Raw genomic sequence first — 22,812 nt, 5'->3', positions numbered from 1 at the left:
CCTATCCGTGCCCACCGCACCTTCCCGCGGCGATAAGCCGATCAACCCGCTCCGCCGCTCGGATGACCTCCGCCTGCCGCGCATCGCCGGCCCGTCCGGCATGGTCATCTTCGGCGTGACGGGCGATCTTGCACGCAAGAAACTCCTCCCCGCCGTCTACGATCTGGCCAACCGCGGCCTTCTGCCCGCAGGCTTCACCCTTGTGGGGTACGGCCGCCGCGACTGGACGAAGCGCGACTTCGAAGACTACGTGCGTAGCGCCGTCGAGGACGGCTCGCGCACACGGTTCAACGACAATGTCTGGGACCGCCTGGCTGAAGGCATGCACTTCGTCCAAGGCGCCTTTGATGACGACGCGGCGTTTGACAACCTCGCGGAGCTTCTCGCAGAGTCTGACCGCACCCGCGGTTCCGCAGGCAACTGGGCGTTCTACCTGTCGGTTCCCCCGCAGCACTTCTCGGCGGTCGTCCACCAGCTGGACCGCACGTCTATGGCCGCGCAAAGCGACGGAAACTGGCGCCGCGTGATCATCGAGAAGCCCTTCGGCCACGACGCGGAGTCCGCCCGCGAGCTTAACGACGTCGTGAACCAGGTGTTCCCGGAGCGCTCCGTGTTCCGCATCGACCATTACCTGGGCAAGGAGACGGTCCAGAACATTTTGGCGCTGCGCTTCGCCAACCAGCTCTTCGAGCCGATCTGGAACGCCAATTACATCGACCACGTCCAGATCACCATGGCCGAAGACATCGGGCTCGGTGGCCGCGCGGGCTACTACGACGGTATCGGCGCAGCCCGCGACGTCATCCAGAACCACCTCATCCAGCTCCTCGCCCTCGTGGCGATGGAGGAACCTGCGTCGTTTTCTCCTGACCAGCTCAAGGCCGAAAAGCTCAAGGTCTTGCGCGCCACCACGCCAGTTGAGCCGTTCGCCGAAACCACCGCGCGCGGACAGTACAGCGCAGGGTGGCAGGGCTCGACGAAGGTCGTGGGTCTGCGCGAGGAGGACGGCTTCGATCCCGAGTCGACCACAGAGACATTCGCGGCCTGCACAATGCAGGTCAACTCGCGACGCTGGGCCGGCGTCCCGTTCTACCTGCGCACCGGCAAGCGCCTCGGCCGGCGCGTCACCGAGATCGCGCTCGTTCTCAAGCGCCCGCCCTATCAGTCGTTCGCTGAAGGTGAGGCAGTATCACTGACGAATAACGCAGTTGTCCTGCGGATTCAGCCGGACGAGGGGGTACTGATGCGATTCGGATCCAAGGTGCCGGGCTCGGCAATGGAGATCCGCGACGTCAACATGAACTTCTCCTACTCGGAGGCGTTCACGGAACAGTCGCCCGAAGCATACGAGCGCCTCATCCTTGACGCGTTGCTCGACCAGTCCAGCCTCTTCCCCACCAATGAGGAGGTCGAACGCAGCTGGGAGATCCTCGACCCAATCCTCGAGCACTGGGCCCGTTCAGGCCGACCTGACGACTACGCCGCCGGAACCTGGGGTCCGCAGTCTGCCGAGCGCATGTTGCGTTCGTCTGGCCGCGAGTGGCGACGCCCCTAAGGAGCACTACCGTGAACCTCACACTCAATGACACCTCCACCAAGGAGATTTCCGCCGCGCTGCTCGGTGAGGAGTTCTCTCCCCTCGCCACCGGCCGGGTCCTCACCCTGCTGGTCGTCGCCGAAGCTCGCGACGATCTGGACTCAATCCTCGACACGATCCGTGACGCGATGCGCGAGCATCCCGCGCGCATCCTCGTCCTCGTCCGCGGGGACAAGGCTGACGACGCCCGCCTCGACGCCAACATCTATCTCGATGCGGATTCGGGCGCAAACGAGATGGTGGTGATGAACCTCCACGGAGAGCTGGTGGACCACCTAGATTCCGTGGTCACACCGCTACTTCTGCCGGATACCCCCATTGCCGCGTGGTGGCCGCGCCATATCCCGGCAAGCCCCATTGCCGAGCAGATCAGCGCCATTGCGCGGCGCCGCATCACGAACACCCTGCGCACCACGACGAAACGGCCGCTGGAATTGATGGTGGACAGCTACGAGGTCGGAGACTCCGACATGGCGTGGTCCCGCATCACTCAATGGCGCGGCATCGTCGCGTCCGCGCTCGACCGCAACCCAGGTGCGCGTATTGACGCGGTACGGATTACAGGCCCATCCGCCAACCCCAGCGTCGACCTCGCGGCGGGCTGGCTTGCGAGCTGCCTGGATGTCGAGGTGGAGCGGTTGCCTGCGGTGGGTCCGAGCGAGATCATCCGCAATGTTCCCATCACCGAGCTGGTCATTTCACGCGAGGACGGCGAGATAGCCGTCACTGTTGTCGACGAGCGCAGCGTGCGCGTCACGGCACCGCAGCTTCCCGATTCATACGTCGCGCTGACCGCGCGCACCGATGCGGAGTGCCTCGCTGAGGAGCTCCGCCACCTCGACCCCGACGCCCCTTACGCCCGAGCCCTCCAGGGCTTGAGCAGGGTTGTCAGCCGCGGCAACGGCCACACTGCCTAGAAAGGACCTGCCACTATGGTCAATGTTTCGCGCCACGACGACCTCGACGCCCTCGTCAGCACCGCCGCCACCCGCCTTACAGAGGTGCTCTCCAGCATTCACAGCGCTCCGGACGGTGGCGTCCACGGAGATGGCCGCGCACGAATTGTCCTCACCGGAGGCGGTTCCGGAATCGCCCTACTCAACGCGCTGGTTGAACGCGACATCGATTGGTCGCGGGTCGAGGTGTTCTTCGGCGATGAACGCAATGTCCCCGTCTCCGACGCGGAGTCGAATGAGGGCCAGGCCCGCGACACTCTGCTCGACAAGATCTCGATTCCGGCTGACAACATCCACGGTTACGGTCTCGACGGCGGCGACATGACCGATCAGGTCCTCGCCTACGAGCGCACCATCGACGACGTCGCACCGCGCGGCTTTGACGTACACCTTCTCGGAATGGGCGGTGAGGGGCACATCAATTCACTGTTCCCCCACACCTCAGCCGTGGCGGAAAACGAGCGCCTCGTTGTGGCCGTTACTGATTCACCAAAGCCCCCGGCGGAGCGCGCGACGCTCACGCTCGCTGCGGTGACGCGTGCTGACCACGTGTGGCTACTCGTCTCCGGCGCAGAGAAGGCTGAGGCTGCCGCGAACGTGGCGCACGGCGCGGATGCTCGTGACTGGCCCGCGGCGGGTGCCATTGGTCGCGTTGAAACTGTTCTCTTTGTCACCGACGACGCGACGACCCACATAGATTAAGACCCCGCCCCCGACTGAGGGGGCGAGGCCTTGCACACGCTAGCGGTGCCTACACCGCGAACGATTGGGCCAAGTTAAGGCCGACGATGCAGGTGATCCAGATGACCGCAATCACGATGGTGTAGCGGTCGAGGTTCTTCTCCACGATGGTTGAGCCCGAGAGGTTCGACTGGACACCGCCACCGAAGAGGCTGGACAATCCGCCACCCTTTCCCTTGTGAAGCAGGACGAACACGGACATGAGGATGGAGGTGATCACCAGAATGATCTCGAGAGCTAGCACCATCAGGGATGTTCCTCTTCTTTCCTTTGACGTTTAACCTGCTCGATTCTACACCATGGCGTTGGCGGCCGATCCAACGGCACGCCCCCGCCCGCAGTGCTATTTCACTGCGTTTGCGGCCGCCGCCGCGAGGCGTGCGAACTCCTGGCCGTCCAAAGATGCGCCGCCGACGAGAGCACCGTCGACATCACTCTGGGAGACAGTCTCACCGATGGTGTCGGTCTTGACTGAGCCGCCGTAGAGGATGCGAACGGATTCGGCCGTGGTGGCGTCGGCAAGCTCGGCGATGAGAGCGCGAATCGCGTGGCAGACCTCCTGTGCGTCGGTGGCGGAGGCGACCTTGCCGGTGCCGATGGCCCACACGGGTTCGTACGCGACGACGACTCGGGAGATGTCCTCCGCGCTCAACCCAGCGAGGGATTCGCGGGTTTGCTTCACGACGTAGTCGACGTGGGAGCCAGCCTCGCGGACGTCGAGAGGCTCGCCGACGCAAACGATCGGGCTCATGCCATGGGCGAGTGCCTGCTTTGCCTTCTGCGCGACGAGGGCGTTGTCCTCCGAGTGATACTCGCGCCGCTCCGAGTGGCCGACAACCACCCAGGAGCAGCCCAGCTTCTCCAGCATCGCTGCGGAGATTTCACCGGTGTAGGCGCCTTTGTCGTGGGCGGATACATCCTGGGCACCGAAGGAGATCTGCAGCTTGTCGCCCTCGACGAGAGTCTGGACTGAGCGCAGATCAGTGAACGGGACAATCAGGGCAATATCGACGTACTCGTAGCCATCCTTCGGGAAGGCGAAGGCTAGTCGCTGAGTAGTGGAGATGGCCTCGAGGTGGTCGTGATTCATCTTCCAGTTGCCCGCGATCAGTGGGGTGCGTGCCATAAGAGTCGTTCCCTCCCTATTCGCTAACAGCTGCGACGCCGGGCAGGTCTTTGCCCTCGATGAGTTCGAGGGATGCGCCACCGCCGGTGGAGATGTGGGAGAAACCATCCTCGTCCAGTCCCAGGGTGCGCACGGAGGCAGCGGAGTCGCCGCCACCAACGACGGTGAACGAGCCGTTGTCGCGCGTCGCCGAAATCATGGCTTCAGCGACCTTCTTGGTGCCGTCGGCGAAGGCGGGGAACTCGAACACACCCATCGGGCCGTTCCAGAACACCGTCTTCGACCCCTCGATAGCCGCTGCATAGACGTCAGCGGTCTCCGGGCCGATGTCCAAGGACAGCCAGCCCTCAGGGATGTCGTCGAGGCCGACGACTCGCTTCTCAGCGTCCTTGTCGAATTCCGGTGCGACCGCGAGATCGGTCGGCAGCATCAGCTTGTCGCCGTAGCGTTCGAGAAGCTCGCGGCAGGTATCAACCATGTCGTCTTGCAGCAGCGATTTCTGCACATTGTGCCCCTGCGCAGCGAGGAAGGTGTAGCACATTCCCCCACCAATGATGACCTTGTCTGCCTTGCCAGCGAGAGCCTCGATAACACCGAGCTTGTCGGAGACCTTCGACCCACCAAGGACCACGATGTACGGGTTGGCGGGCTCGTCGGTCACGCTGCGCAGTGTCTCGACTTCCTTCTCCACGAGGTAGCCGGCGTAGGCGGGAAGCTTCTGGGCGACGTCGTACACAGACGCCTGCTTGCGGTGGACCACTCCAAAGCCGTCGGAGACGAACGCACCGTCATCGGCGGCGAGATCAGCCAACTCGTCCGCGAAAGCCGCGCGCTCGGCGTCGTCCTTGGAGGTTTCGCGGGGGTCGAAGCGCACGTTCTCGAGCAGGAGAGTCTCGCCCTCGGTCAGGCCATTAGCCCGCTCGTGTGCGTCTTCGCCACTGACGTCGCCAGCTAAGGCTACGTACTGTCCCAGCCGCTCCGACAGCGCCTCGGCAACCGCCTTGAGGGAGTACTCCGGCTTGACCTCGCCCTTGGGGCGGCCGAGGTGGGCCATAACGATGACCTTGGCACCGCCATCAAGCAGCGCACGCAGCGTCGGCAAGGATGCGTCGATACGGCCGGCATCCGTAATGTTGCCCTCGTCATCGAGAGGAACATTGAAGTCGGAACGGACGAGAACGTGGCGACCGTCCACGCCTTCGTCGAGAAGCTGCTGCAGGGTCTTGAGCGCCATTGAAGTACTCCTTAGGAGGCGTTGTGGTGAGTGAAAGTCAGACGAGCCCGATCCTAATCGGCGTCGGACTCGTAAGTTTTTAAGAGAGCTTGTCGGCGACAACCTTGGTCAGGCGGAGGTACTGCTCGGTGTAGCCCCACTCGTTGTCGTACCAAGAGATGACCTTGAGCATCGTGCCGTCGATGACCCTGGTCATACCGGCATCGAAGATTGCACCCTCGTGAGCGCCGATGATGTCGGAGGACACGATCGGATCCTCGGTGTAGCGCAGCGCCTGTCCGAACTTGGGGTCTGCCGCAGCTTCCTTCAGTGCCGCGTTAACCTCCTCGACAGTGGTCTCCTTCTCCAACGCAACGGTCAGGTCAGTAGCCGATCCAGTGATCGTGGGCACGCGCATGGCAAAGCCATCAAGCTTGCCCTGCAGGTTTGGTAGGACGAGGCCGACAGCCTTAGCCGCACCCGTCGTGGTCGGCACGATGTTTTGCGCGGCGGCACGCGCGCGGCGCAGGTCCTTGTGGGGCGCATCCTGGAGGCGCTGGTCGCCGGTGTAGGCGTGGATCGTGGTCATCAGACCCGAGACGATTCCAAACTTCTCGTCAATGACCTTGGCGACGGGTGCGAGGGAGTTGGTGGTGCAGGAGGCGGCGGAAATGATGGTTTCCTCGCCGGTGTAGTCGTCGTCGTTCACGCCCCAGACGTAGGTGCCGTCAACGTTCTTGCCCGGCGCCGAGATGATGACCTTCTTCGCCCCGGCGTTGATATGCGCCTGCGCGTCCTCGCCGGTGCGGAACTTTCCAGTGCATTCGAGGACGATGTCCACTCCGGCCTCGCCCCATGCGAGGTTAGCCGGATCTTTCTCCTCGGAAACCTCGATGCGGGTGCCGTCGATGGTGATGGACTCGTCATCGAAGCTGACCTCGCGCCCGAGCGGACCATAAGCGGTGTCGTACTTGACCAGGGTTGCGAGGGTTTCGTTGTCAGTCAGGTCGTTGATCTTGACAACCTCGAAGTCTCCCTTGTACTTATCCAGGATCAGGCGCAGGCTTGCGCGTCCAATACGACCAAATCCGTTGATCCCGATGCGGGTTGCCATGAGGTTTCTCCTTCAGAGAGTGGAGCAATGAGAACCCTGCCCAGTGTAGCGAGACGCAGATTATGCTGCAGAGCAGCCCAAATCCCCAGCAACGGGAGTAGAATGCGCTGGCCTACCCCCCCCTTGGGCGCTAGTCGTCCTCGCCCGGCACCGCTTCATCGCCAAGGACGACGGACTGGGTGTCGTCGATGCCCAGCTCGGCGGCCCGCTTGTCCGCCAACGACAAAAGGCGGCGGATGCGACCTGCGACGGCATCCTTCGTCATGGGCGGATCGGCGAGCCTCCCGAGTTCTTCTAAGGAAGCGTGGCGGTACTCGACACGGAGGAATCCAGCCTCAGCCAAATGCTCCGGAACATCGTCGCGGAGAATCTCCATAGCGCGCTCAACGCGGGCGGCCGCCGCGGCTGCTGCCTGAGCGGAACGTCGGGTGTTCGCATCGTCGAACGTGGCGAGGCGCTGGCCGGTTTTACTCCGAATCTGCTTCGAGCGGCGTTTGTCGTCCCACTCGAGCCGCGCCCGCGGCGCACCCATTCGGCTGAGAAGTACCCCGATAGCTTCGCCGTCGCGCACGTGGACAGCTTCGATGCCGCGCGTATCCTTCGTTTTCGCAGCCACTGAGAGTCGACGGGCAAGCCCCACGAGGGCGAGCGCCGCCTCCTGGCACGGACTCGCCACTTCGAGAGCGGAGCTGCGTCCCGGCTCCGTGAGCACGCCCCTAGCCAAGAACGCACCCCGGAACGCAGCTTCAACTTCCTGAACCGTTCCGGAGATGATCTGACGCGGCAGCCCAATGACGGGATGCCCCGACGCGGTCACGAGGTGGAGACGGCGCACGAGTTCGTGGGCACCGTCGTCAATGCGCACCTGGTAGGTCGTTTCCCGCGTCGCCGACCCAGGGGTGAGGGTCTGAACGGTGACGTTCATCGCATAGAGATCCTCGAGAAAAGCCACCAACCGTTCCGCCACTGCTCGCTCGCTAAAGCTCGCGAGGATTGCGAAACCACTCTGCGTCGCTTCGTACGCCCCGGCAAAACGAATCAAGGCCGCGGCTTCGGCCGCCCTGGTGTCCTGGGAGGTGGGGGCCACACACAGCAGCTCGTCTTTCACCTTCGCGGTCAGTGTCACCGCGCTACCTCCCTTGTCAGATAATTCTCATGAACCAGGCACGAACCTCGCTCCTGGCCGAAAGCATAGTTTAGCGGCCCTCGTAGAGTTCCCGGATGGCGACCGCGAGCTTGGCGGGATCATGCCTGTTGACCACACCGTCTACCGGAGCCGCATGCACATCGTGGTACGCGATACGCGCGCCAACCGCCTCCGCAGTCCGGCGCAAGTGGCGCCGCTCCCCTTCCGTGGGGCTGATGTGGTTGTCGGCTAGGAAATAGTCGACTTTGAGCGACGGTGAGTGCTGCGCCAGCACATGAATGTGCCGCTCGGTTGTGAAACCTTGCGTCTCCCCAGCCTCCGGCGAGAGGTTGAGCAACACGGTGACCATGGCGTCGGTCTTGTTCAGGGCATCGACCACATCCGGCACGAGAAGGTGCGGCAGAACCGACGAGAACCAGGACCCAGGGCCGATGGTCACGATGTCTGCCTCCATGATCGCGTCGATAACCAAGGGATTGACCGGCGGTTTGTCTGGAATGAGCCGGACCCGACGCACGGTTCCCGGCGTTGTTGCGACGGCTACTTGTCCGCGGACGGCGCGCATGACCCGGGGGTCGTCGTCAAGCCCGGCGACATCGGCCTCGATATCGAGGGGCTGGTTGCACACGGGAAGCACGCGTCCCCGCGCGCGTGTCCAGGATGAGATGGTGTCGAGTGCGAATTGCAGGTCGCCGTCGGCAAACTCGGTCAGACCCGCGATGAGGAAGTTGCCCAATGCGTGGCCCGCCATCGCACCGTGGCCCCCGAAGCGGTGCTGCAGCGTGGAGCGCCACAGCTCGCCTTCCGCGTCGTCGTTGGCGAGCGCAGATAGCGCCATGCGCAAATCCCCCGGCGGGATGATGCCCATTTCGCGGCGCAGGCGCCCGGACGAGCCACCGTCGTCAGCAACCGTGACGACCGCGTTGATGGTGCCGGCGTCGGCGTGACGCGTCGCACGAAGCGTCTGGTACAAACCATGTCCGCCGCCCAGGCAGGTGAAGGAAAGTGATGTCATAACGTTGTCGCCCTGCCCCGATTAGTGCCGTTCGAGGTCACGGTGCAAAACGCTGACATCCACCTCGTCGCGCTCCCGTAACGTCGCTGCGAGAGCTTCCGAAACAGCGACGGAGCGGTGGTGACCGCCCGTGCACCCGATGCCGACCGTGATGAAGTCTTTGCCCTCGTGCCGGTAACCGCCGAGCATGGACGACAGAAGATTTGCAACGTCCGCGACGAACGTGCGCGCCCCCGGCTGCGACAGGACGTAGTCCGCGACGGGTGCGTCGACACCGCGGAAGTCGCGCAGCTCGGGAACCCAGTACGGGTTGGGCAGGAATCGGACGTCGAAAACGATGTCAGCGTCGCGGGGCGCGCCGTGCTTGAACCCAAAAGACTGCACCGTGATGTGCTGCCGATCCTCAGGAAGCTGTCCAACCGAAACCTCGACCGCGCGGCGCAGATCATGGACGGACAAGTTGGACGTGTCAATGATGACGTCGGAGTTCTCCCGGATCGCCGCCAGTTCCTGCCTCTCACGCTCAATGCCGGCCTGGAGAGTATCGCCCTCTTGGAGCGGGTGGGTGCGGCGCACACTGTCGAAACGGCAGATGAGCACGTCGTCACGCGCCTCCAGGAAGAGGACGAAGGGCTCGTAGCCCCGCTCGCGGATCAGCTGAACCGTGCCGAGAAGCGAACCGTTGAAGATACGCGCGCGCACATCAGTGACAATGGCCAGGTTATCCACCGGCGAATCGTCCCGCGCGGCGAGATCGATGAGGTCGACAATCATCTGCGGCGGGAGATTCTGGGCGACAAAGAAGCCCTTGTCCTCGAAGACCTTGGCGGCCGTCGAGAGCCCTCCTCCGGACATCCCTGTGATGATCACGGGCCTGATCGTGGTTTCGCGCGACATGGAGCTCATCCTAACCAAAACCCAGCGTCGCCGATTAGTCGTCGGTGAGGTGCTGGTGAATTGTCTCAGCTAGTTTCGGGCCGATTCCACCTACCTGTTGGATCTCCTCCACGGTCGCTTCCCTGATCTTTCTCACGCTACCGAAGTGTTTGACAAGGTCGGTGCGCCGCGTTGGGCCCAGGCCAGGCACACCGTCGAGCGCCGACGCCCGCATCCGCTTGGAACGCTGCTGGCGGTGGTACGTGATGGCGAAACGGTGCGCCTCGTCGCGGATCTGCTGGAGCAGGTACATGCCTTCGCTGTTGCGGGGCAAGATCACCGGTTCGTCATCGTCTGGCACCCACACCTCCTCGAGGCGCTTGGCCAGTCCGATCAGAGCCACGTCGACCACTCCGAGCTCATCAAACACCGCCTGAGCGGCGTTGACTTGCGGCTTTCCGCCGTCGACGATGAACAGCTGCGGCGGGTAGGCGAAGCGTCGCGTGCCGGTAGTCTCCACATCCGGGTCGTCGTCGAACACGTCCTCATCCGGCGTGGCCAATTTGTCCTCGTTGTAGCGGCGGAACCTACGGCGGACGACTTCGGCGATCGAGCCGACGTCATCAGAACGCCCGTCCCCTGCGGCCTCGCGAATACGGTAGCGGCGGTAGTCCGACTTCTTCGGCAACCCGTCCTCGAACACTACAAGCGAGGCGACGACGTCGGTGCCCTGGATGTGGGAGATATCGGTGCATTCGATGCGTAGCGGCGCTTCCTCGAGACCGAGCGCATCCTGGATGTCCTGCAACGCCTGCGAGCGCGCCGTTAGGTCACCAACACGCTTGAGCTTGTGCTGGTGCAGCGCCTCGGCGGCGTTGCGGTGGACGGTGTCCATGAGCGCGGACTTGTCCCCGCGCTGCGGAACCCGAATCGTGACAGGCCCGCCGCGCAACGACTCGAGCAACACGGTGACCTCGTCCAGTTCTTCCGGAAGAACCTCGACCAGGATCTCCCTGGGCACCGGCATCGGCGGCTTCGCCGCGGCGCGCGATTCCTGGTCGACACCGCGGCGGCGGATCTTGCTTTCAAGCAGCTTGCGGTCTTCGTCCTCCTCCAGGCGCACCCGCTCGACGGCGTCGGAGTAGTACTGCACAAGGAAGTTCTGCATGAGCGCTGGCAGAGCCGGGTCGGCCTGATCCTTATCCAAGCGCTCCAAACTGCCCGGCTCGTTGCCGGTCTTCTCCACCACCCAGCCGCGCTGGGCGCGCATGCGGCCCTCGCGGACGGTGAAGATCTGCACGGCCGCCTCAAGCTCGTCGGTGGCGAAGGCGATGACATCAGCGTCTGTATCGGTGCTGAGCACAACGCTTTGGCGCTCCATCACCTTATTCAGCGCGCTGATATCGTCGCGAAGCCTCGCGGCCTTCTCAAACTCGAGGTTTGCTGCCGCCTCGTTCATACTGGCCGTGAGCTTTTTCATCACATGGTCGGTTCGTCCGGTCATGAAGGAGAGAAACCCCTGGACGATCTCGTCGTACTCACGCTCGTCCACCCTCCCGACGCACGGCGCCGAGCACTTGTCGATGTATCCGAGCAGACAGGGCCTGCCGAGGGATTCGTGGCGGTTGTACACGCCATTCGAGCACGTGCGCACGGGGAACACCCGCGTCAGCAGATCGAGAGTCTCGCGCACGGCCCACGCGTGGGAGAACGGGCCGAAGTAGCGCACTCCCTTGCGGCGGGGGCCGCGGTAGAAGAAGGCGCGGGGGAAGCGCTCTCCCACGCTCACCGCCAGCATCGGGTACGTCTTGTCGTCCCGGTACATGACGTTGAACCACGGATCGAAACGCTTGATCCACGTGTACTCGAGCTGCAACGCCTCGACTTCGGAGGAGACGACCGTCCACTCCACGCTTGATGCGGTGTGCACCATTTGCCGCGTGCGCGGGTGCAACTGGGCAGGCGGCTGGAAGTAGTTGTTCAGGCGAGACCGGAGGTTTTTCGCCTTTCCGACGTAGACGACGCGACCACTTGGGTCGCGAAACTTGTACACGCCTGGGTCGGTGGGAATGGTCCCTGGCGCTGGCCGATAGCTGGCGGGATTAACCACGTCGGTGACTAGTCCTCCGGCATGTAGGCGGCTTCAAGGCGACGGAAGGCGTCGACAGCCGCGATGGCCCGTTCCTTGTCGCCCGACTGGATCGCCCACAGCGGGACGTACTCGAACTCCGGCAGCTCGAGTCGCGCCATTCGCGCGCCGCGAGGGAAAGACAGGCCGTAGACAACGAGCCACGGATAAAAGCGGGTGCCGATGATGTTGCGCACCTCGACTCCGTCTTCGTTCGCTCGCACGCGGGGACGGGTCAGAGCAATCCACGACAGAACGCTGATAATGATGCCGACTCCGGGGAAGGCGAACTTATCGATGGTCGTGATCGTCAACCCAGTGAATTCGGCGTCGAGGACGGCGGCCATGAAGATGTGCACCGCCATGACCACGACCACCCATACGAGTGCGACGCGCTTGAGGTAGCGCGAGGTGATGGTGAGCTCCCACGGCTTCGTCGACACCACCGCGTGGGGGTCGGCGGCGTTGAGATAAGCAATCTCGCGATCGCTCAGCTTGTTGCCTTCGGTCACGTCTACCCCACTTCCTCGCGGCGCCACGCATGCGCGGACGCCGCAAATACGTCTTTCGGATGATAGTAGCCCCCAGGATTGCGCCCGCTCAAACGAGCGGAGCTGCTCTAGCCGCGGGCAGGGCGAGTGTGCACCTTTGCCAGTTCCAGCACGGCACCGAGCGCGGCCTCAACCGCCTCAGCGCCCTTATCCTCCTTCGAGCCCTCACCGCCGGCGCGCTCGTGCGCCTGATCTTCGTCCTCGACGGTGAGAACACCGTTGCCAATGGGCGTGCGCTCATCAAGGGCAATGCGGGTCAGCCCCGCAGTCACGGAGTCACAGACGTAGTCGAAGTGGGCGGTCTCTCCGCGGATCACGCAGCCGAGGGCGACCACGGCGTCATAGCGCGAAGCGCACGCCTGGACGACGACGGGCAGCTCCAAAGCCCCCGCGACGACGTACTCGTCGGCCTTTGCGCCGAGTTCCTTCGCGCGCGCGAGCGCGCGGGAGTTCAACTGAGAAACGATCGCCTCGTTCCAGCGCGTGGAGACGACAGCGATGGTCAGCCCCTCCGCCTTGAGCGTGGGAGCGGATGGTGCGCCGTGGGTTGCCATAAGTGGGCTCCTAGCTAGTAGTTGAGTCGTTCGTCGCAGCGTCATCGTGCCAATCCATGATGCTGGGCAGGTCGTGGCCGAGGCGCTCGCGCTTAGTGCGCAGGTAGCGAATGTTGTGGTGGGACGGCGCGATTTCAATGCGCACCCGCCCGGCGATCTCCGGGCCGTAGCCGTGCAGTGCCTGCACCTTGTCCGGGTTGTTGGACAAGAGGCGCAGGCTCGTGATGCCGAGGTCTGCGAGGATCTGGCCGGCAACGGAGTACTCGCGGGCGTCGATAGGCAAACCCTGCTCGAGGTTGGCATCCACGGTGTCGAGGCCGCCGTCCTGCAGGTGGTAGGCCTGCAGCTTCGCCAACAACCCGATGCCGCGACCTTCGTGTCCGCGGACGTAGACAATCACGCCGCGTCCGGCATCCTGGATACGACGCATAGATTCGTGCAGCTGGGGGCCGCAGTCGCAACGCAGGGAGCCAAACACGTCACCTGTCAGGCACTCAGAGTGGACCCGGACAAGCACGTCGTCTCCCCCCGTGATGTCACCGGCAACAAGAGCGACGTGTTCGGACCCGTCAACCGTGTTGCGGTAGCCGTAGGCGTCAAAATCGCCGAACTCGGTGGGCATCCGCGCGATCGAGGTGCGCACAACGTAGTGCTCCGTGTGCCGGCGGTAAGCGATCAGCTGTTCAATGGAGATCATCTTCAGGCCGTGCTTGTCAGCGAACCGGCGCAGCTCGGGCCCGCGCGCCATGTCAGTCGGGTCCTCCTCGGAGACGATCTCGCACAGCACGCCGACAGGCTGCATGCCAGCCAGGCGCGCGAGATCCACCGACGCCTCGGTGTGGCCGTCGCGTGTGAGCACCCCGCCGCGGCGGGCGCGCAGAGGAGCAATGTGGCCGGGGCGGGTGAACGACTCCGGACCGTACGAGCGGTCGGCGAGGCGCCTGATGGTCTCGCAGCGCGACCGGGCGGAAATTCCGGTGGTGCCGGTCGCCGCGTCAACGGTCACGGTGTACGCCGTCGCGCGCGCGTCTTCGTTGCGGGCGACCATCGGCGGCAGGTTCAGCTCGTCGGCTCGATCGTCCTCCAGCGCCGCGCAAATGTAGCCCGAGGAGTAGCGCACCATGAACGCCACCATCTCGGGGGTGGCGGTCTCGGCGGCGAAGATCAAATCACCCTCGTTCTCCCGGTCCTCGTTGTCAACAACGACAACGGCCTCACCGCGTGCGATTGCGGCGATTGCGTCCTCTACCGGGTCAAGGGAAATCGGGTCGGTCATGGTCTACGACTGTAGTCGCCGACCATTTTCTCGACGTACTTGGCCACGATGTCCACTTCCAGGTTCACCGCATCGCCGGGGACGAGCTCGCCTGCCGTGGTGTCTTCGAGCGTGGTGGGGATGAGCGAGACCTCAAACCAGTCGTCGCCGACAGCGGAAACCGTCAGTGACGTGCCATTGATGGTGATAGAGCCTTTCTCCACGACGTAGCGCGCCACGTCCGCCGGCAAGGAAAGCCGCAGCACCCTCCAGTGCTCTGATTCCTCGCGGGAAAGCACCTGGGCCACCCCATCGACGTGGCCCTGGACGATGTGGCCGCCCATCCGTGCACCAGCCGCGAGTGCGCGCTCGAGGTTGACGCGAGAACCGGCACCGTAGGACCCGAGCCGTGTGCGGTTAAGTGTCTCCTGCATGACATCCGCCGTGAACACTCCACCGGAGTTGTCGACCACAGTCAGGCACACGCCGTCGACGCTGATGGAGTCCCCGGGACGTGCATCTTCCGTGACGCGGGGCGCGGCGATAGCGATCCGGACGGCGTCGTGAAGCTGCTCCAGCGTCTCCACCCGACCGATTTCTTCGACTAATCCCGTAAACATCTACCTCTCCATCTCAATCAACACGTCGTTGCCGAGCGTACGCACGCCCGTCAGCGAGTACCTGTGCGCGTCCCGAATTGTTCCTGCCAGCGCGGTCTCGACAATGGGCCGGCCTTGACCAAGCAGCATTGGGGCCACATATGCCTGGATCCGATCCACCACCCCCAGCTCAAAGAAGCTGGTCAGAAGCGTCGCTCCGCCTTCGACAAGCACGTCGCGCATTCCTTGCTCCCACAGCTGCGCCATGGCCTCTTCCGGGTTCGGGTACTGCACGAAACCCAGGGTGGAGAGGTGCCCCTCGGGCACTTTTCGCTTGCCGACGACCACCCTCACCGGCTGCCGCTTCCGCAAGCTCCCGTCCGGATAACGGGCGGTGAGGGAGGGATCGTCGGCAAGCACGGTCCCGGTGCCGACAACGATCGCGTCGCGTGTCTCGCGGTCCTCGTGGACAAAGTCGCGGGCTGCGGGGCCGGTGATCCACTTGCTGGTCCCGTCGACGGCAGCTGTGAAGCCGTCGACGGTAGCGGCGAACTTTGCCGTGACGCTGACGCGCTGCTCTCGCACGCTTGTCAACCACGGCTGGAGCGCCTCGACCGGACGCGGGAGAAACTCGACGTCGACTCCCCTGGCGCGCAGGTAGTCTGCACCGTCGGCGGCTGCCGGGTTTGGGTCGGCCGTGAAGTAGGTGAGCTTTGCAATCCCGGCCTGTTCCAAGGCGTGCGAGCACGGCCCGGTCCTGCCCTGGTGGTTGCACGGCTCCAACGTCACCACGGCGTGGGCTCCGCGCGCTTTCTCGCCTGCGGCACGCAGCGCGTTGATCTCAGCGTGCGGTCCACCAACGGGGCTGGTTGCGCCCGTGGCGATGACCTCGCCGGAGGGTGAGTACAGGGCACATCCCACCGGCGGGTTGGGAGAGGTCGTGCCCCGCACCGCGTCACCGGCGGCGATTGCCTCGGCCCACTGGTTGGCCTGCACGTCTATTGCTGGGAGGCCTCAGTGGCCATGGCTCGCAGCTTTTCGACGGCATCCGCGGGGTTGTCCGCCCCGAACACCGCCGACCCGGCCACAAACGCCTCGACGCCGGCCTCCGCAGCTTGAGCAATTGTCGACTCAGCAATTCCGCCATCGATGCCGATGATCGTGTTAAGGCCGCGCTCGCGGATGTGGTCGCGCAACGTCATCACCTTGGTCAAGACCTCGGGCATGAACTTCTGCCCACCAAAGCCCGGCTCCACACTCATGATCATGACCTGGTCAAACTGATCCAGGTCATCGAGGTACGGCTCGACCGCCGTCTTGGGCTTGATGGCGATACCGGATTGCACGCCCAATTCCTTGATCTGGCGAGCGGCCGCAACGTGGTCGCGCGCTGCTTCAACGTGGAAGATCAACCGGTCACCGCCGGCTTTGACGTAGGTCTCGAACCAGCGCTCCGGCTCCTCGATCATCAGGTGCATGTCGAGGAACTGGTCGGTGACCCCGTCAACTGCCCGGGTCACGTCGGGGCCGAAAGACAGGTTCGGCACGAAGTGGCCGTCCATGATGTCGACGTGGAGAAAGTCCGCATTCGGGACCTTGCGCACGTCAGTGCCGAGGTCCGCATAGTCGGCCGCGAGGATCGAGGGGGCGATGTAGATCATGGCTTCTACCCTAGCTTTCGCAGCACGGAGAAGAACATCGCGTCAGTTCCGTGGCGGTGCGGCCACATCTGAACGCTGGGGCCGTCGCCGACGTTGTCCATGCCGTTAACGAACTCGCGTGCATCGAGCTCCTCAACCTTGCCCGCACCCAGCGCCTTATCGACGACACCACGGGTCTCACGCACGTCCGGCGAGCACGTCGAATACACCACGACGCCGCCGGGCTTGACCAGCTCGATGGCGCTGGCCAACAGCTCAGACTGGAGCGTGGTGAGCTCAGCGATGTCGTCCTCCGACTTCGTCCACCGCGCCTCCGGGCGCCGGCGCAGGGCGCCGAGGCCGGAACAGGGGGCGTCGACAAGCACCCGGTCGTATCCGGGCTCGAGTCCGGGCGAGCGGCCGTCAGCGGTGCGGACCTCCACCGGGAGGCCCGCTACCGCCTTGCGGATCAGCGCGCTGCGGTGGTCGCTGACCTCGACCGCGTCGACGCGGGCACCGTCAATCGCGGCGAGCGCCCCCATCAAGGCCGCCTTGCCACCGGGACCGGCGCACAGGTCGAGCCAACGGCCCTGATCACTGTCGACCGGAACGGAGGCGACGGCGCGCGCGATGAGCTGGGAGCCCTCGTCCTGGACGGAAGCGAGCCCGTCACGCACCGGCTCAAGCTTGCCGGGATCCCCCTGCTCCAAGTAAACCGCGTATGGCGAGTACTTCCCCTCTTCGCCGCCGGTTGCCAGAGCAAGCTCCTCCGCTGAGATCTCGCCCGGGCGGGCGACAAGGTGGACGACGGGGCGTTCACTATCGGCTGTGAGCGCCTGCTCCAGCTCTGCCTCGCCGAGCGCCTCGCGAAACGAGCGCGCGATCCATTCCGGGTGAGCTGTGCGAAACGCGAGTCCCGCGAGGTCGTCTTTCGGTGCCAGTTTGTCCATCCACTGGTCGGCCGGGGTACGCGAAATCGTGCGCAGTACGGCGTTGGCGAAGCCCTTCGCGTGTTCGTGTCCGGCTGCCTGGACAAGGCGCACTGCGGTATCGACCGCAGCGTGCTGCTCCACCCTGGTGTACAGCAGCTGGTACGCACCCAGGCGAAGCGCGGCCAACACCTCGGGGGCCATCGCACCCAGCGAGCGCGACGCACAGTCCGCGATCACTGCATCGAGGACGCCGAGCGACCGCAGCGCCCCGTAGGTCAGCTCGGTGGCGAAGGCCGCGTCCCGGCCGGAGATGCGGCGCTCCCGCAAAAGCGCCGGCAGCGTGAGGTTGGCAAAGGCCCCATCCTGAGCCACGCGTAGGAGGACCTCCCACGCTGCCTCGCGCGCCGGATCCCCGATAGAGACTCGCGTGCCCGTCTGATCGCGCTGTTCTGCCTGGCTCCGCTTCGACTTTGGCGCGCGACGGGGCTGCGTACCCGTCTCTTCGGCGTTGCGCTTCGGCTGCCGGCGTCCGGCCGCCCTGGACCTGAAACCACCACTCACTGGAACACCACTCCTTGTTCGGTTACCTCGGGTGACAATCCGCGCGCCCAGGCCGCGGCGTCCATCATCTTCTTGCCGGGCGGCTGGATCAGCCCGAGCTGAACGTCGGCGGAACCGGTGCCGACGAATACGGCGTTCTTCTCCACCCGCACGTGCCCTGGGGCAAGCTCCGCGTGGTCGGAAACCGTCACCGGCCCCAGCTTGACGCGCGATTCCTGCCACGTGGTCCACGCACCGGGACCAGGAGTGTGGGCGCGCACGTGCCGGTCGATCTCCGCAGCGTCGTCCGACCACGTGACGCGGGCGTTCTCGGGGGTGATTTTGCGCGCGTAGGTTCCCTCCTCCGGTTGAGCGACCGGCGACGCAGTACCGTTCTCCAGCGCGGTCATGGTCTCCACGAGCAAGTCTGACCCTGTGTGCGCCAGACGGGTAAGCAAGTCGTCGGCGGTATCGGTGGGCTGGATCGGCTCCTCAACCGTCGCGAGGATGTCACCGGTGTCCAACCCGGCGTCGATACGGAACGTGGTTGCACCGGTCATCGCGTCACCGTCCCGGATAGCGGCCTGTACGGGAGCCGCACCGCGCCACTTCGGCAGCAGCGAGAAGTGGAGGTTGACCCAACCGTGCGGGGCGATGTCGAGCATGTCCTCGGGGATGAGGTTGCCGTAGGCGACGACAGGAATTGCATCGGGCGCGAGTTCAGCAAGGCGTTGCCTGATCTCCTCGTTGCCACGCAACGTGTCCGGTGTGAGCACCTCAATGCCATGCTCTTCGGCGAGCGCCTTGACTGGCGACGGGTGCAGGCTCCGACCGCGCCCTCGACGAGCATCCGGGCGGGTAAGCACCGCAACCACCTCGTGGTCCGAATCGAGCAACTTTTGCAGGGCTACTACGGCGGGCTCAGGCGTGCCCGCGAATACGAGTCGCATTTAGGTCTCCTTCCACCAGTCGGCAGCGCGGATGCCGGCCATCGCGGCCTTGCGCTGTTCCTGGTCCATTCGGCGCATGAACATGATTCCGTCAAGATGGTCCGTCTCGTGCTGAATGCAGCGAGCGAGCAACCCGGTTCCCCGCACAGCGACGGAGCGTCCCGCGCTGTCGTATCCCGTGGCGAGCACGTCGTTGAAGCGGGTGACATCACCAGTGATCCCGGGAACCGACAAACAACCTTCGCGTCCGGTCTGCTCAGCATCCCCGATTGCGCGCCAGACGGGGTTGACAATGTGGCCCCGCATTCCCTGGCAGTCGAAGACGAAGACTCGTGACAAGACGCCAACCTGGTTGGCGGCGAGGCCGACTCCTCCAGCAGCGTCCATGGTTTCCAGCATGTCGGCCACCAGACGCCGCAGCGGTTCGCCGAACTCTGCGACCTCGGTCGCTGGCGTATTCAGCACGGCGTCGCCGAACAACCTGATATCCCGTATTGCCATGACCCAAGAGTGTACCCACCAGCAAGGGTTGACCCCGCTACCCGATGTCGATCGGGTCCACCTGAATCCTCAGCGGCAGGTCTTGCTTGCGGGTCGCCCGGCTGATCGAACCAGCACGCAGTGCGCGACCCAGCTCGACGCGGCCGGTCAAGGGGCTGCGCACCAGCATCCGTTGCACCGGGCCGTGCTCCTGCCGATCCCACTCGCCGGGGATTCCCACTCCTGCCGGCAGGTCGACAGGGCCAAGTACCTCGGCGTGCGGGGGCAGGTCGACGTGCGCGAAGTAGTCCTCGAGTGCATCGCGTGGTGCATCGACGACGGCTACGTGGACCGCCGGGGGGAATCGCGCTTCACGACGTTGCTGAAGCTCGAGCGCCGCATACCCCGCAACATCCCACCGAATCAGGTGTTGGACGGCCGGGTGGGCGGGATCCGCCACGATGATGACTTCGCCGTCCGCCGCGCGCGACTCGACGAGGGCGGCTGCCGCGCACCACTTGGCAAACGCGTCTTCGACAGCCCTCAGGTCGGGCCGGCGCAGCAGCGCCCATGTGTCAACGAGCACTGCTGCCCCGTAGCCGCCGTAATCCACCTGTGGCTCCGCCCCCGGAGTCGCCACGATGATCTGCGGCTCACGGGCCACGGAATCGAGAATCTTCTCTCCCCACGAGGTGCGTACCGCAACACCAGGGAACGCGCGGCCGAGCTCCTCCGCCGTGCGCTCAGTACCGAGCACTACCGCACGCAATCGGCGCGAGCCACACACCGAGCACACGTGCGCGGAGTCGATGCGCCCGCACCAGCGGCACGACGGGGCCGCGGCGGCACCGCCTTCCGGAAGGCCGAGCGGGCCATTGCACCACCGGCACCGAGCCGGGGTCCGGCACGACCCGCACGCAAGCGATTGGATGTAGCCGGTGCGGGGGACCTGGAAGAGAACCGGTGCCCCACGCTCGAGCGCCCGCGTGGCCACCTGAAATGCTGCCGACGGCAGGCGCGCCGCCCGCGCGCGCGGGTCGCGCTCCAATTCCACGTCAGAGTCGCCCGCGGCGCGGATCAAAGGCTCGCGCTGGCGCAGCAGCTCCCTTGGTGCGACCAACTCATGCATCCACCCCGTCTCCACCAGCAACTGCGTCTCCGCAGTACGCGCGTAACCGGCAACGACCAGGGAGGCCTTCTCAATGACGGATCGTGTGGTGAGCACCTCTCGGGCGTGGACGTAGGGCGCACGCGGATCGACGAGCGAGTCGTCGCCGTCGTTGACCACAACCATCAGCCGCACGTCCTTTACAGGCGCGAACGCCGCCGAACGCGTCCCGATGACCAACCGCCCCTGCCCGCTGATGATGGACAAGTACCGCGAGTAGCGCGCCTGCGGCCCCTGTGCCGCGGTCAAAGTGGTGATCTGCCGGGCGCCGACGATCTCACGCAGCGCCCGCTCACACTTATCGACGTCACGCTGGTCCGGCACCACGATCAGCACCCCGCCTCCGCCGAGCGCCACCTTCGCCGCAAGCGCCGCGAGAGCCCCGGCCCAGTCCTCGCCCGGGGTGATCTGCCATGCGGCGCGGGCGAGTTTGCCCCCGACGACGGCATCGACGAACGACTGGCCAAACGCGTACCCCGTCCAGGCAGACAGGTCAGGTTCCGCGGCGCTTCCAAGCTCCTCCCACGGGGTCGAGCGATCCGTCTCCTCGGCTTTGGCGTGGCGCGCCGGGATTGCGAGACGGTAGATGTCGCTGCGTGTGCCGGCGTAGCGCTGCGCGAGAGCGTCGACAAGCTCGCGTATGCGCTCGGGTGCGACGACGTCCGGGCTGATGACGCGCTCGATGAAGCGCAGGTTGCCGTCGTGCTCGGAGGTGGCGTGGCGCGACAGGACAATCGCGTCAACCAACCTGCCGGCAAAGCGGATGCGCACCTTCACGCCCGGTTGCGCTGTCTCCGCATCTGCATCGGTAACGAGATAATCAAACCCTCTGTCAAGGTGCGACAGTCCCAGCAAAGGAAGTACCCGCGCCACCGGCTGAGCTGCGGATACGCGAGAGTCTGTCATGGGGCCACATCTTAGCGCAGGCCCCAGACACGACCCGCCGGGCAGGCGCCGGGCTGCTCTAATTAGGCGAGCCCGGCGGCAGCGCGCAGCTCGTCGACCTTGTTGAGCTGCTCCCACGGCAGGTCGACATCGGTGCGCCCAAAGTGGCCGTAGGCCGCCGTCTGGGCGTAGATCGGGCGACGCAGTTCAAGGTCGTTGATGATGGCATCAGGGCGCAGATCGAAAACCTGCTCCACGGCGTGCTGGATCGTCTCATCGGTGTGCCCCTCCGCGGCGGTGCCGAAGGTCTCCACGTACAAGCCCACGGGGTTCGCGCGGCCGATGGCGTAGGCCACCTGGACCTCTGCTTTGTCCGCGAGGCCGGCTGCGACGATATTCTTGGCCACCCAGCGCATCGCGTAGGCCGCAGACCGGTCCACCTTCGACGGATCCTTGCCGGAGAAAGCGCCGCCACCGTGGCGGGCCGTACCGCCGTAGGTGTCCACGATAATCTTGCGGCCTGTCAGACCGGCGTCGCCCATCGGTCCGCCCATGACGAAGGAGCCAGACGGATTGACCAAGAGCTTGGTCTCATCGTCGTAGTAGCGTTCGAGACCCGCGTCGCGGATAACCCACTCGACAACCTGAGTGCGAATTGCCGCCTCAAGGTCCGCACCGGTGAAAGCCGGGTCGTGCTGGGTGGAAATGACGATAGTGTCAATGCGCACGGGGGTGTCGCCATCGTAAGCGAACGTGACCTGGGTCTTGCCATCCGGACGCAGGCCGACGACCTCGCCGAGCTTGCGCACCTGGCTCAACCTACGCGCCAGTCGGTGCGCAGTGGAGATCGGCAGCGGCATGTATTCCGGGGTCTCGTTGGTGGCATATCCGAACATGAGGCCCTGGTCCCCGGCGCCGGACTGATCGTTTGCCTCGGTCGAGGTGTGTTCGCGAACCTCCTGGGAGGTTGTCACGCCCTGGGAAATTTCCGCTGATTGCTCACCAATGGCAATGTTGACGCCGCAGGTGCGGCCGTCGAAGCCCACCTCAGAGGAGATAAAGCCGATGCCAACGAGTTTGTCGCGCACGATCTTGGCGATGTTGGAGTACGCGGAGGTGTGAACCTCCCCCACCACGTGCACCTGGCCGGTAGTGACCAAGGTCTCGACGGCGACACGCGAGAACGGGTCCTGAGACAGCATGTCGTCCAGAATCGCGTCGGAGATGGCGTCACAGATCTTGTCGGGGTGACCCTCGGTGACTGACTCGCTGGTAAAGAGGCGGTGGAACGCGCCAGTAGACGCAGCAGACTCGGTAGACATTGCGCTCTTTCCTTCGTCGTGGT

The 22,812-nt window shown here is 64.8% G+C and carries 22 protein-coding genes; 3 read left to right on the top strand and 19 right to left on the bottom strand.

The genetic code is table 11. The annotated features are described in order from the left end of the window. Nucleotides 1–7: 7 nt before the first annotated feature. From zwf to pgl, 3 genes are read left to right on the top strand one after another with little or no spacing between them, the layout of a single operon-like run. Nucleotides 8–1,555, top strand: coding sequence for a glucose-6-phosphate dehydrogenase (gene zwf, locus VVR41_RS01260; RefSeq protein WP_368523266.1), 1,548 nt, complete (start codon nucleotides 8–10; stop codon nucleotides 1,553–1,555). 11 nt (nucleotides 1,556–1,566) lie between these two features. Then, a complete protein-coding gene (locus VVR41_RS01255; RefSeq protein WP_368523265.1) occupies nucleotides 1,567–2,514 on the top strand; it encodes a glucose-6-phosphate dehydrogenase assembly protein OpcA in 948 nt (315 codons plus the stop codon). A 15-nt stretch (nucleotides 2,515–2,529) separates the two neighbouring features. Beyond that, nucleotides 2,530–3,255 carry a 6-phosphogluconolactonase gene (pgl, locus tag VVR41_RS01250; RefSeq protein WP_368523264.1) on the top strand — a complete coding sequence of 242 codons (726 nt, stop codon included), beginning with the start codon at nucleotides 2,530–2,532 and terminating at the stop codon, nucleotides 3,253–3,255. A 49-nt stretch (nucleotides 3,256–3,304) separates the two neighbouring features. Here pgl and secG read toward each other — a convergent pair whose 3' ends face one another. The 19 genes from secG to metK all read right to left on the bottom strand — a co-directional run bounded on the left by secG (nucleotide 3,305) and on the right by metK (nucleotide 22,789). Beyond that, the gene (secG, locus tag VVR41_RS01245; protein ID WP_321103665.1) at nucleotides 3,305–3,541 is read right to left on the bottom strand and encodes a preprotein translocase subunit SecG; all 237 of its coding nucleotides are present in this window, start codon (nucleotides 3,539–3,541) and stop codon (nucleotides 3,305–3,307) included. A gap of 96 nt (nucleotides 3,542–3,637) precedes the next feature. Next, entirely contained in the window at nucleotides 3,638–4,420 is a 783-nt protein-coding gene (gene tpiA, locus VVR41_RS01240) for a triose-phosphate isomerase (protein ID WP_368523263.1), read from the bottom strand. A gap of 16 nt (nucleotides 4,421–4,436) precedes the next feature. Then, nucleotides 4,437–5,654 (bottom strand): phosphoglycerate kinase, encoded by a 1,218-nt coding sequence (locus tag VVR41_RS01235; protein WP_368523262.1) that lies wholly within the window; start codon nucleotides 5,652–5,654, stop codon nucleotides 4,437–4,439. 79 nt (nucleotides 5,655–5,733) lie between these two features. Continuing rightward, on the bottom strand, nucleotides 5,734–6,747 hold the full coding sequence (gap, locus tag VVR41_RS01230) for a type I glyceraldehyde-3-phosphate dehydrogenase (RefSeq protein WP_368523261.1): 1,014 nt from the start codon (nucleotides 6,745–6,747) through the stop codon (nucleotides 5,734–5,736). Between the two features lie 130 nt (nucleotides 6,748–6,877). Continuing rightward, nucleotides 6,878–7,873 carry a DNA-binding protein WhiA gene (whiA, locus tag VVR41_RS01225; RefSeq protein WP_368523260.1) on the bottom strand — a complete coding sequence of 332 codons (996 nt, stop codon included), beginning with the start codon at nucleotides 7,871–7,873 and terminating at the stop codon, nucleotides 6,878–6,880. 70 nt (nucleotides 7,874–7,943) lie between these two features. Further along, nucleotides 7,944–8,909 (bottom strand): uridine diphosphate-N-acetylglucosamine-binding protein YvcK, encoded by a 966-nt coding sequence (gene yvcK / locus VVR41_RS01220; protein ID WP_368523259.1) that lies wholly within the window; start codon nucleotides 8,907–8,909, stop codon nucleotides 7,944–7,946. Nucleotides 8,910–8,930: 21 nt separating this feature from the next. Continuing rightward, a complete protein-coding gene (gene rapZ, locus VVR41_RS01215; protein WP_409338251.1) occupies nucleotides 8,931–9,806 on the bottom strand; it encodes an RNase adapter RapZ in 876 nt (291 codons plus the stop codon). 34 nt (nucleotides 9,807–9,840) lie between these two features. Continuing rightward, nucleotides 9,841–11,895: an excinuclease ABC subunit UvrC gene (uvrC, locus tag VVR41_RS01210; protein ID WP_368523257.1), complete on the bottom strand. Its 2,055-nt coding sequence runs from the start codon at nucleotides 11,893–11,895 to the stop codon at nucleotides 9,841–9,843. An 8-nt stretch (nucleotides 11,896–11,903) separates the two neighbouring features. Continuing rightward, on the bottom strand, nucleotides 11,904–12,425 hold the full coding sequence (locus VVR41_RS01205) for a PH domain-containing protein (protein WP_321103649.1): 522 nt from the start codon (nucleotides 12,423–12,425) through the stop codon (nucleotides 11,904–11,906). A 107-nt stretch (nucleotides 12,426–12,532) separates the two neighbouring features. Beyond that, nucleotides 12,533–13,018 carry a 6,7-dimethyl-8-ribityllumazine synthase gene (gene ribH, locus VVR41_RS01200; RefSeq protein WP_321103647.1) on the bottom strand — a complete coding sequence of 162 codons (486 nt, stop codon included), beginning with the start codon at nucleotides 13,016–13,018 and terminating at the stop codon, nucleotides 12,533–12,535. 10 nt (nucleotides 13,019–13,028) lie between these two features. Beyond that, the gene (locus VVR41_RS01195; RefSeq protein ID WP_368523256.1) at nucleotides 13,029–14,294 is read right to left on the bottom strand and encodes a bifunctional 3,4-dihydroxy-2-butanone-4-phosphate synthase/GTP cyclohydrolase II; all 1,266 of its coding nucleotides are present in this window, start codon (nucleotides 14,292–14,294) and stop codon (nucleotides 13,029–13,031) included. Continuing rightward, complete coding sequence (locus tag VVR41_RS01190) at nucleotides 14,291–14,893, bottom strand: riboflavin synthase (protein WP_368523255.1); 603 nt, start codon at nucleotides 14,891–14,893, stop codon at nucleotides 14,291–14,293. The genes VVR41_RS01195 and VVR41_RS01190 overlap by 4 nt, the downstream gene beginning before the upstream one ends. Next, a complete protein-coding gene (gene ribD / locus VVR41_RS01185) occupies nucleotides 14,894–15,868 on the bottom strand; it encodes a bifunctional diaminohydroxyphosphoribosylaminopyrimidine deaminase/5-amino-6-(5-phosphoribosylamino)uracil reductase RibD (RefSeq protein ID WP_368523254.1) in 975 nt (324 codons plus the stop codon). Nucleotides 15,869–15,870: 2 nt separating this feature from the next. Further along, complete coding sequence (rpe, locus tag VVR41_RS01180) at nucleotides 15,871–16,533, bottom strand: ribulose-phosphate 3-epimerase (RefSeq protein WP_321103641.1); 663 nt, start codon at nucleotides 16,531–16,533, stop codon at nucleotides 15,871–15,873. Nucleotides 16,534–16,538: 5 nt separating this feature from the next. Next, nucleotides 16,539–18,005 (bottom strand): transcription antitermination factor NusB, encoded by a 1,467-nt coding sequence (locus VVR41_RS01175; RefSeq protein WP_321103639.1) that lies wholly within the window; start codon nucleotides 18,003–18,005, stop codon nucleotides 16,539–16,541. Further along, a complete protein-coding gene (gene fmt, locus VVR41_RS01170; protein ID WP_321103637.1) occupies nucleotides 18,002–18,934 on the bottom strand; it encodes a methionyl-tRNA formyltransferase in 933 nt (310 codons plus the stop codon). The genes VVR41_RS01175 and fmt overlap by 4 nt, the downstream gene beginning before the upstream one ends. After that, nucleotides 18,935–19,435, bottom strand: coding sequence for a peptide deformylase (gene def, locus VVR41_RS01165; RefSeq protein ID WP_368523253.1), 501 nt, complete (start codon nucleotides 19,433–19,435; stop codon nucleotides 18,935–18,937). Nucleotides 19,436–19,472: 37 nt separating this feature from the next. Next, a complete protein-coding gene (locus VVR41_RS01160) occupies nucleotides 19,473–21,488 on the bottom strand; it encodes a primosomal protein N' (RefSeq protein WP_368523252.1) in 2,016 nt (671 codons plus the stop codon). A 62-nt stretch (nucleotides 21,489–21,550) separates the two neighbouring features. Continuing rightward, nucleotides 21,551–22,789 carry a methionine adenosyltransferase gene (gene metK, locus VVR41_RS01155; protein ID WP_368523251.1) on the bottom strand — a complete coding sequence of 413 codons (1,239 nt, stop codon included), beginning with the start codon at nucleotides 22,787–22,789 and terminating at the stop codon, nucleotides 21,551–21,553. Between the last annotated feature and the right edge of the window lie 23 nt (nucleotides 22,790–22,812).

It is taken from the genome of Corynebacterium sp. LK2510 (genome assembly GCF_040946405.1).
Classification (GTDB): Bacteria; Actinomycetota; Actinomycetes; order Mycobacteriales; family Mycobacteriaceae; genus Corynebacterium.
The sequence above is the reverse complement of the archived record's forward strand: the minus strand, read 5'-3'. Positions and strand labels throughout refer to the sequence as shown.

Bases quoted from the DNA above. Each gene is read 5' to 3' on its own strand.
- secG (WP_321103665.1), bottom strand. From the start codon at position 3,541: ATGGTGCTAGCTCTCGAGATCATTCTGGTGATCACCTCCATCCTCATG.
- VVR41_RS01195 (WP_368523256.1), bottom strand. From the start codon at position 14,294: ATGACCGACCCGATTTCCCTTGACCCGGTAGAGGACGCAATCGCCGCA.
- rpe (WP_321103641.1), bottom strand. From the start codon at position 16,533: ATGATCTACATCGCCCCCTCGATCCTCGCGGCCGACTATGCGGACCTC.
- tpiA (WP_368523263.1), bottom strand. From the start codon at position 4,420: ATGGCACGCACCCCACTGATCGCGGGCAACTGGAAGATGAATCACGAC.
- fmt (WP_321103637.1), bottom strand. From the start codon at position 18,934: ATGCGACTCGTATTCGCGGGCACGCCTGAGCCCGCCGTAGTAGCCCTG.
- metK (WP_368523251.1), bottom strand. From the start codon at position 22,789: ATGTCTACCGAGTCTGCTGCGTCTACTGGCGCGTTCCACCGCCTCTTT.
- rapZ (WP_409338251.1), bottom strand. From the start codon at position 9,806: ATGTCGCGCGAAACCACGATCAGGCCCGTGATCATCACAGGGATGTCC.
- gap (WP_368523261.1), bottom strand. From the start codon at position 6,747: ATGGCAACCCGCATCGGGATCAACGGATTTGGTCGTATTGGACGCGCA.
- ribH (WP_321103647.1), bottom strand. From the start codon at position 13,018: ATGGCAACCCACGGCGCACCATCCGCTCCCACGCTCAAGGCGGAGGGG.
- pgl (WP_368523264.1), top strand. From the start codon at position 2,530: ATGGTCAATGTTTCGCGCCACGACGACCTCGACGCCCTCGTCAGCACC.
- def (WP_368523253.1), bottom strand. From the start codon at position 19,435: ATGGCAATACGGGATATCAGGTTGTTCGGCGACGCCGTGCTGAATACG.
- VVR41_RS01235 (WP_368523262.1), bottom strand. From the start codon at position 5,654: ATGGCGCTCAAGACCCTGCAGCAGCTTCTCGACGAAGGCGTGGACGGT.
- VVR41_RS01160 (WP_368523252.1), bottom strand. From the start codon at position 21,488: ATGACAGACTCTCGCGTATCCGCAGCTCAGCCGGTGGCGCGGGTACTT.
- yvcK (WP_368523259.1), bottom strand. From the start codon at position 8,909: ATGACATCACTTTCCTTCACCTGCCTGGGCGGCGGACATGGTTTGTAC.
- VVR41_RS01190 (WP_368523255.1), bottom strand. From the start codon at position 14,893: ATGTTTACGGGATTAGTCGAAGAAATCGGTCGGGTGGAGACGCTGGAG.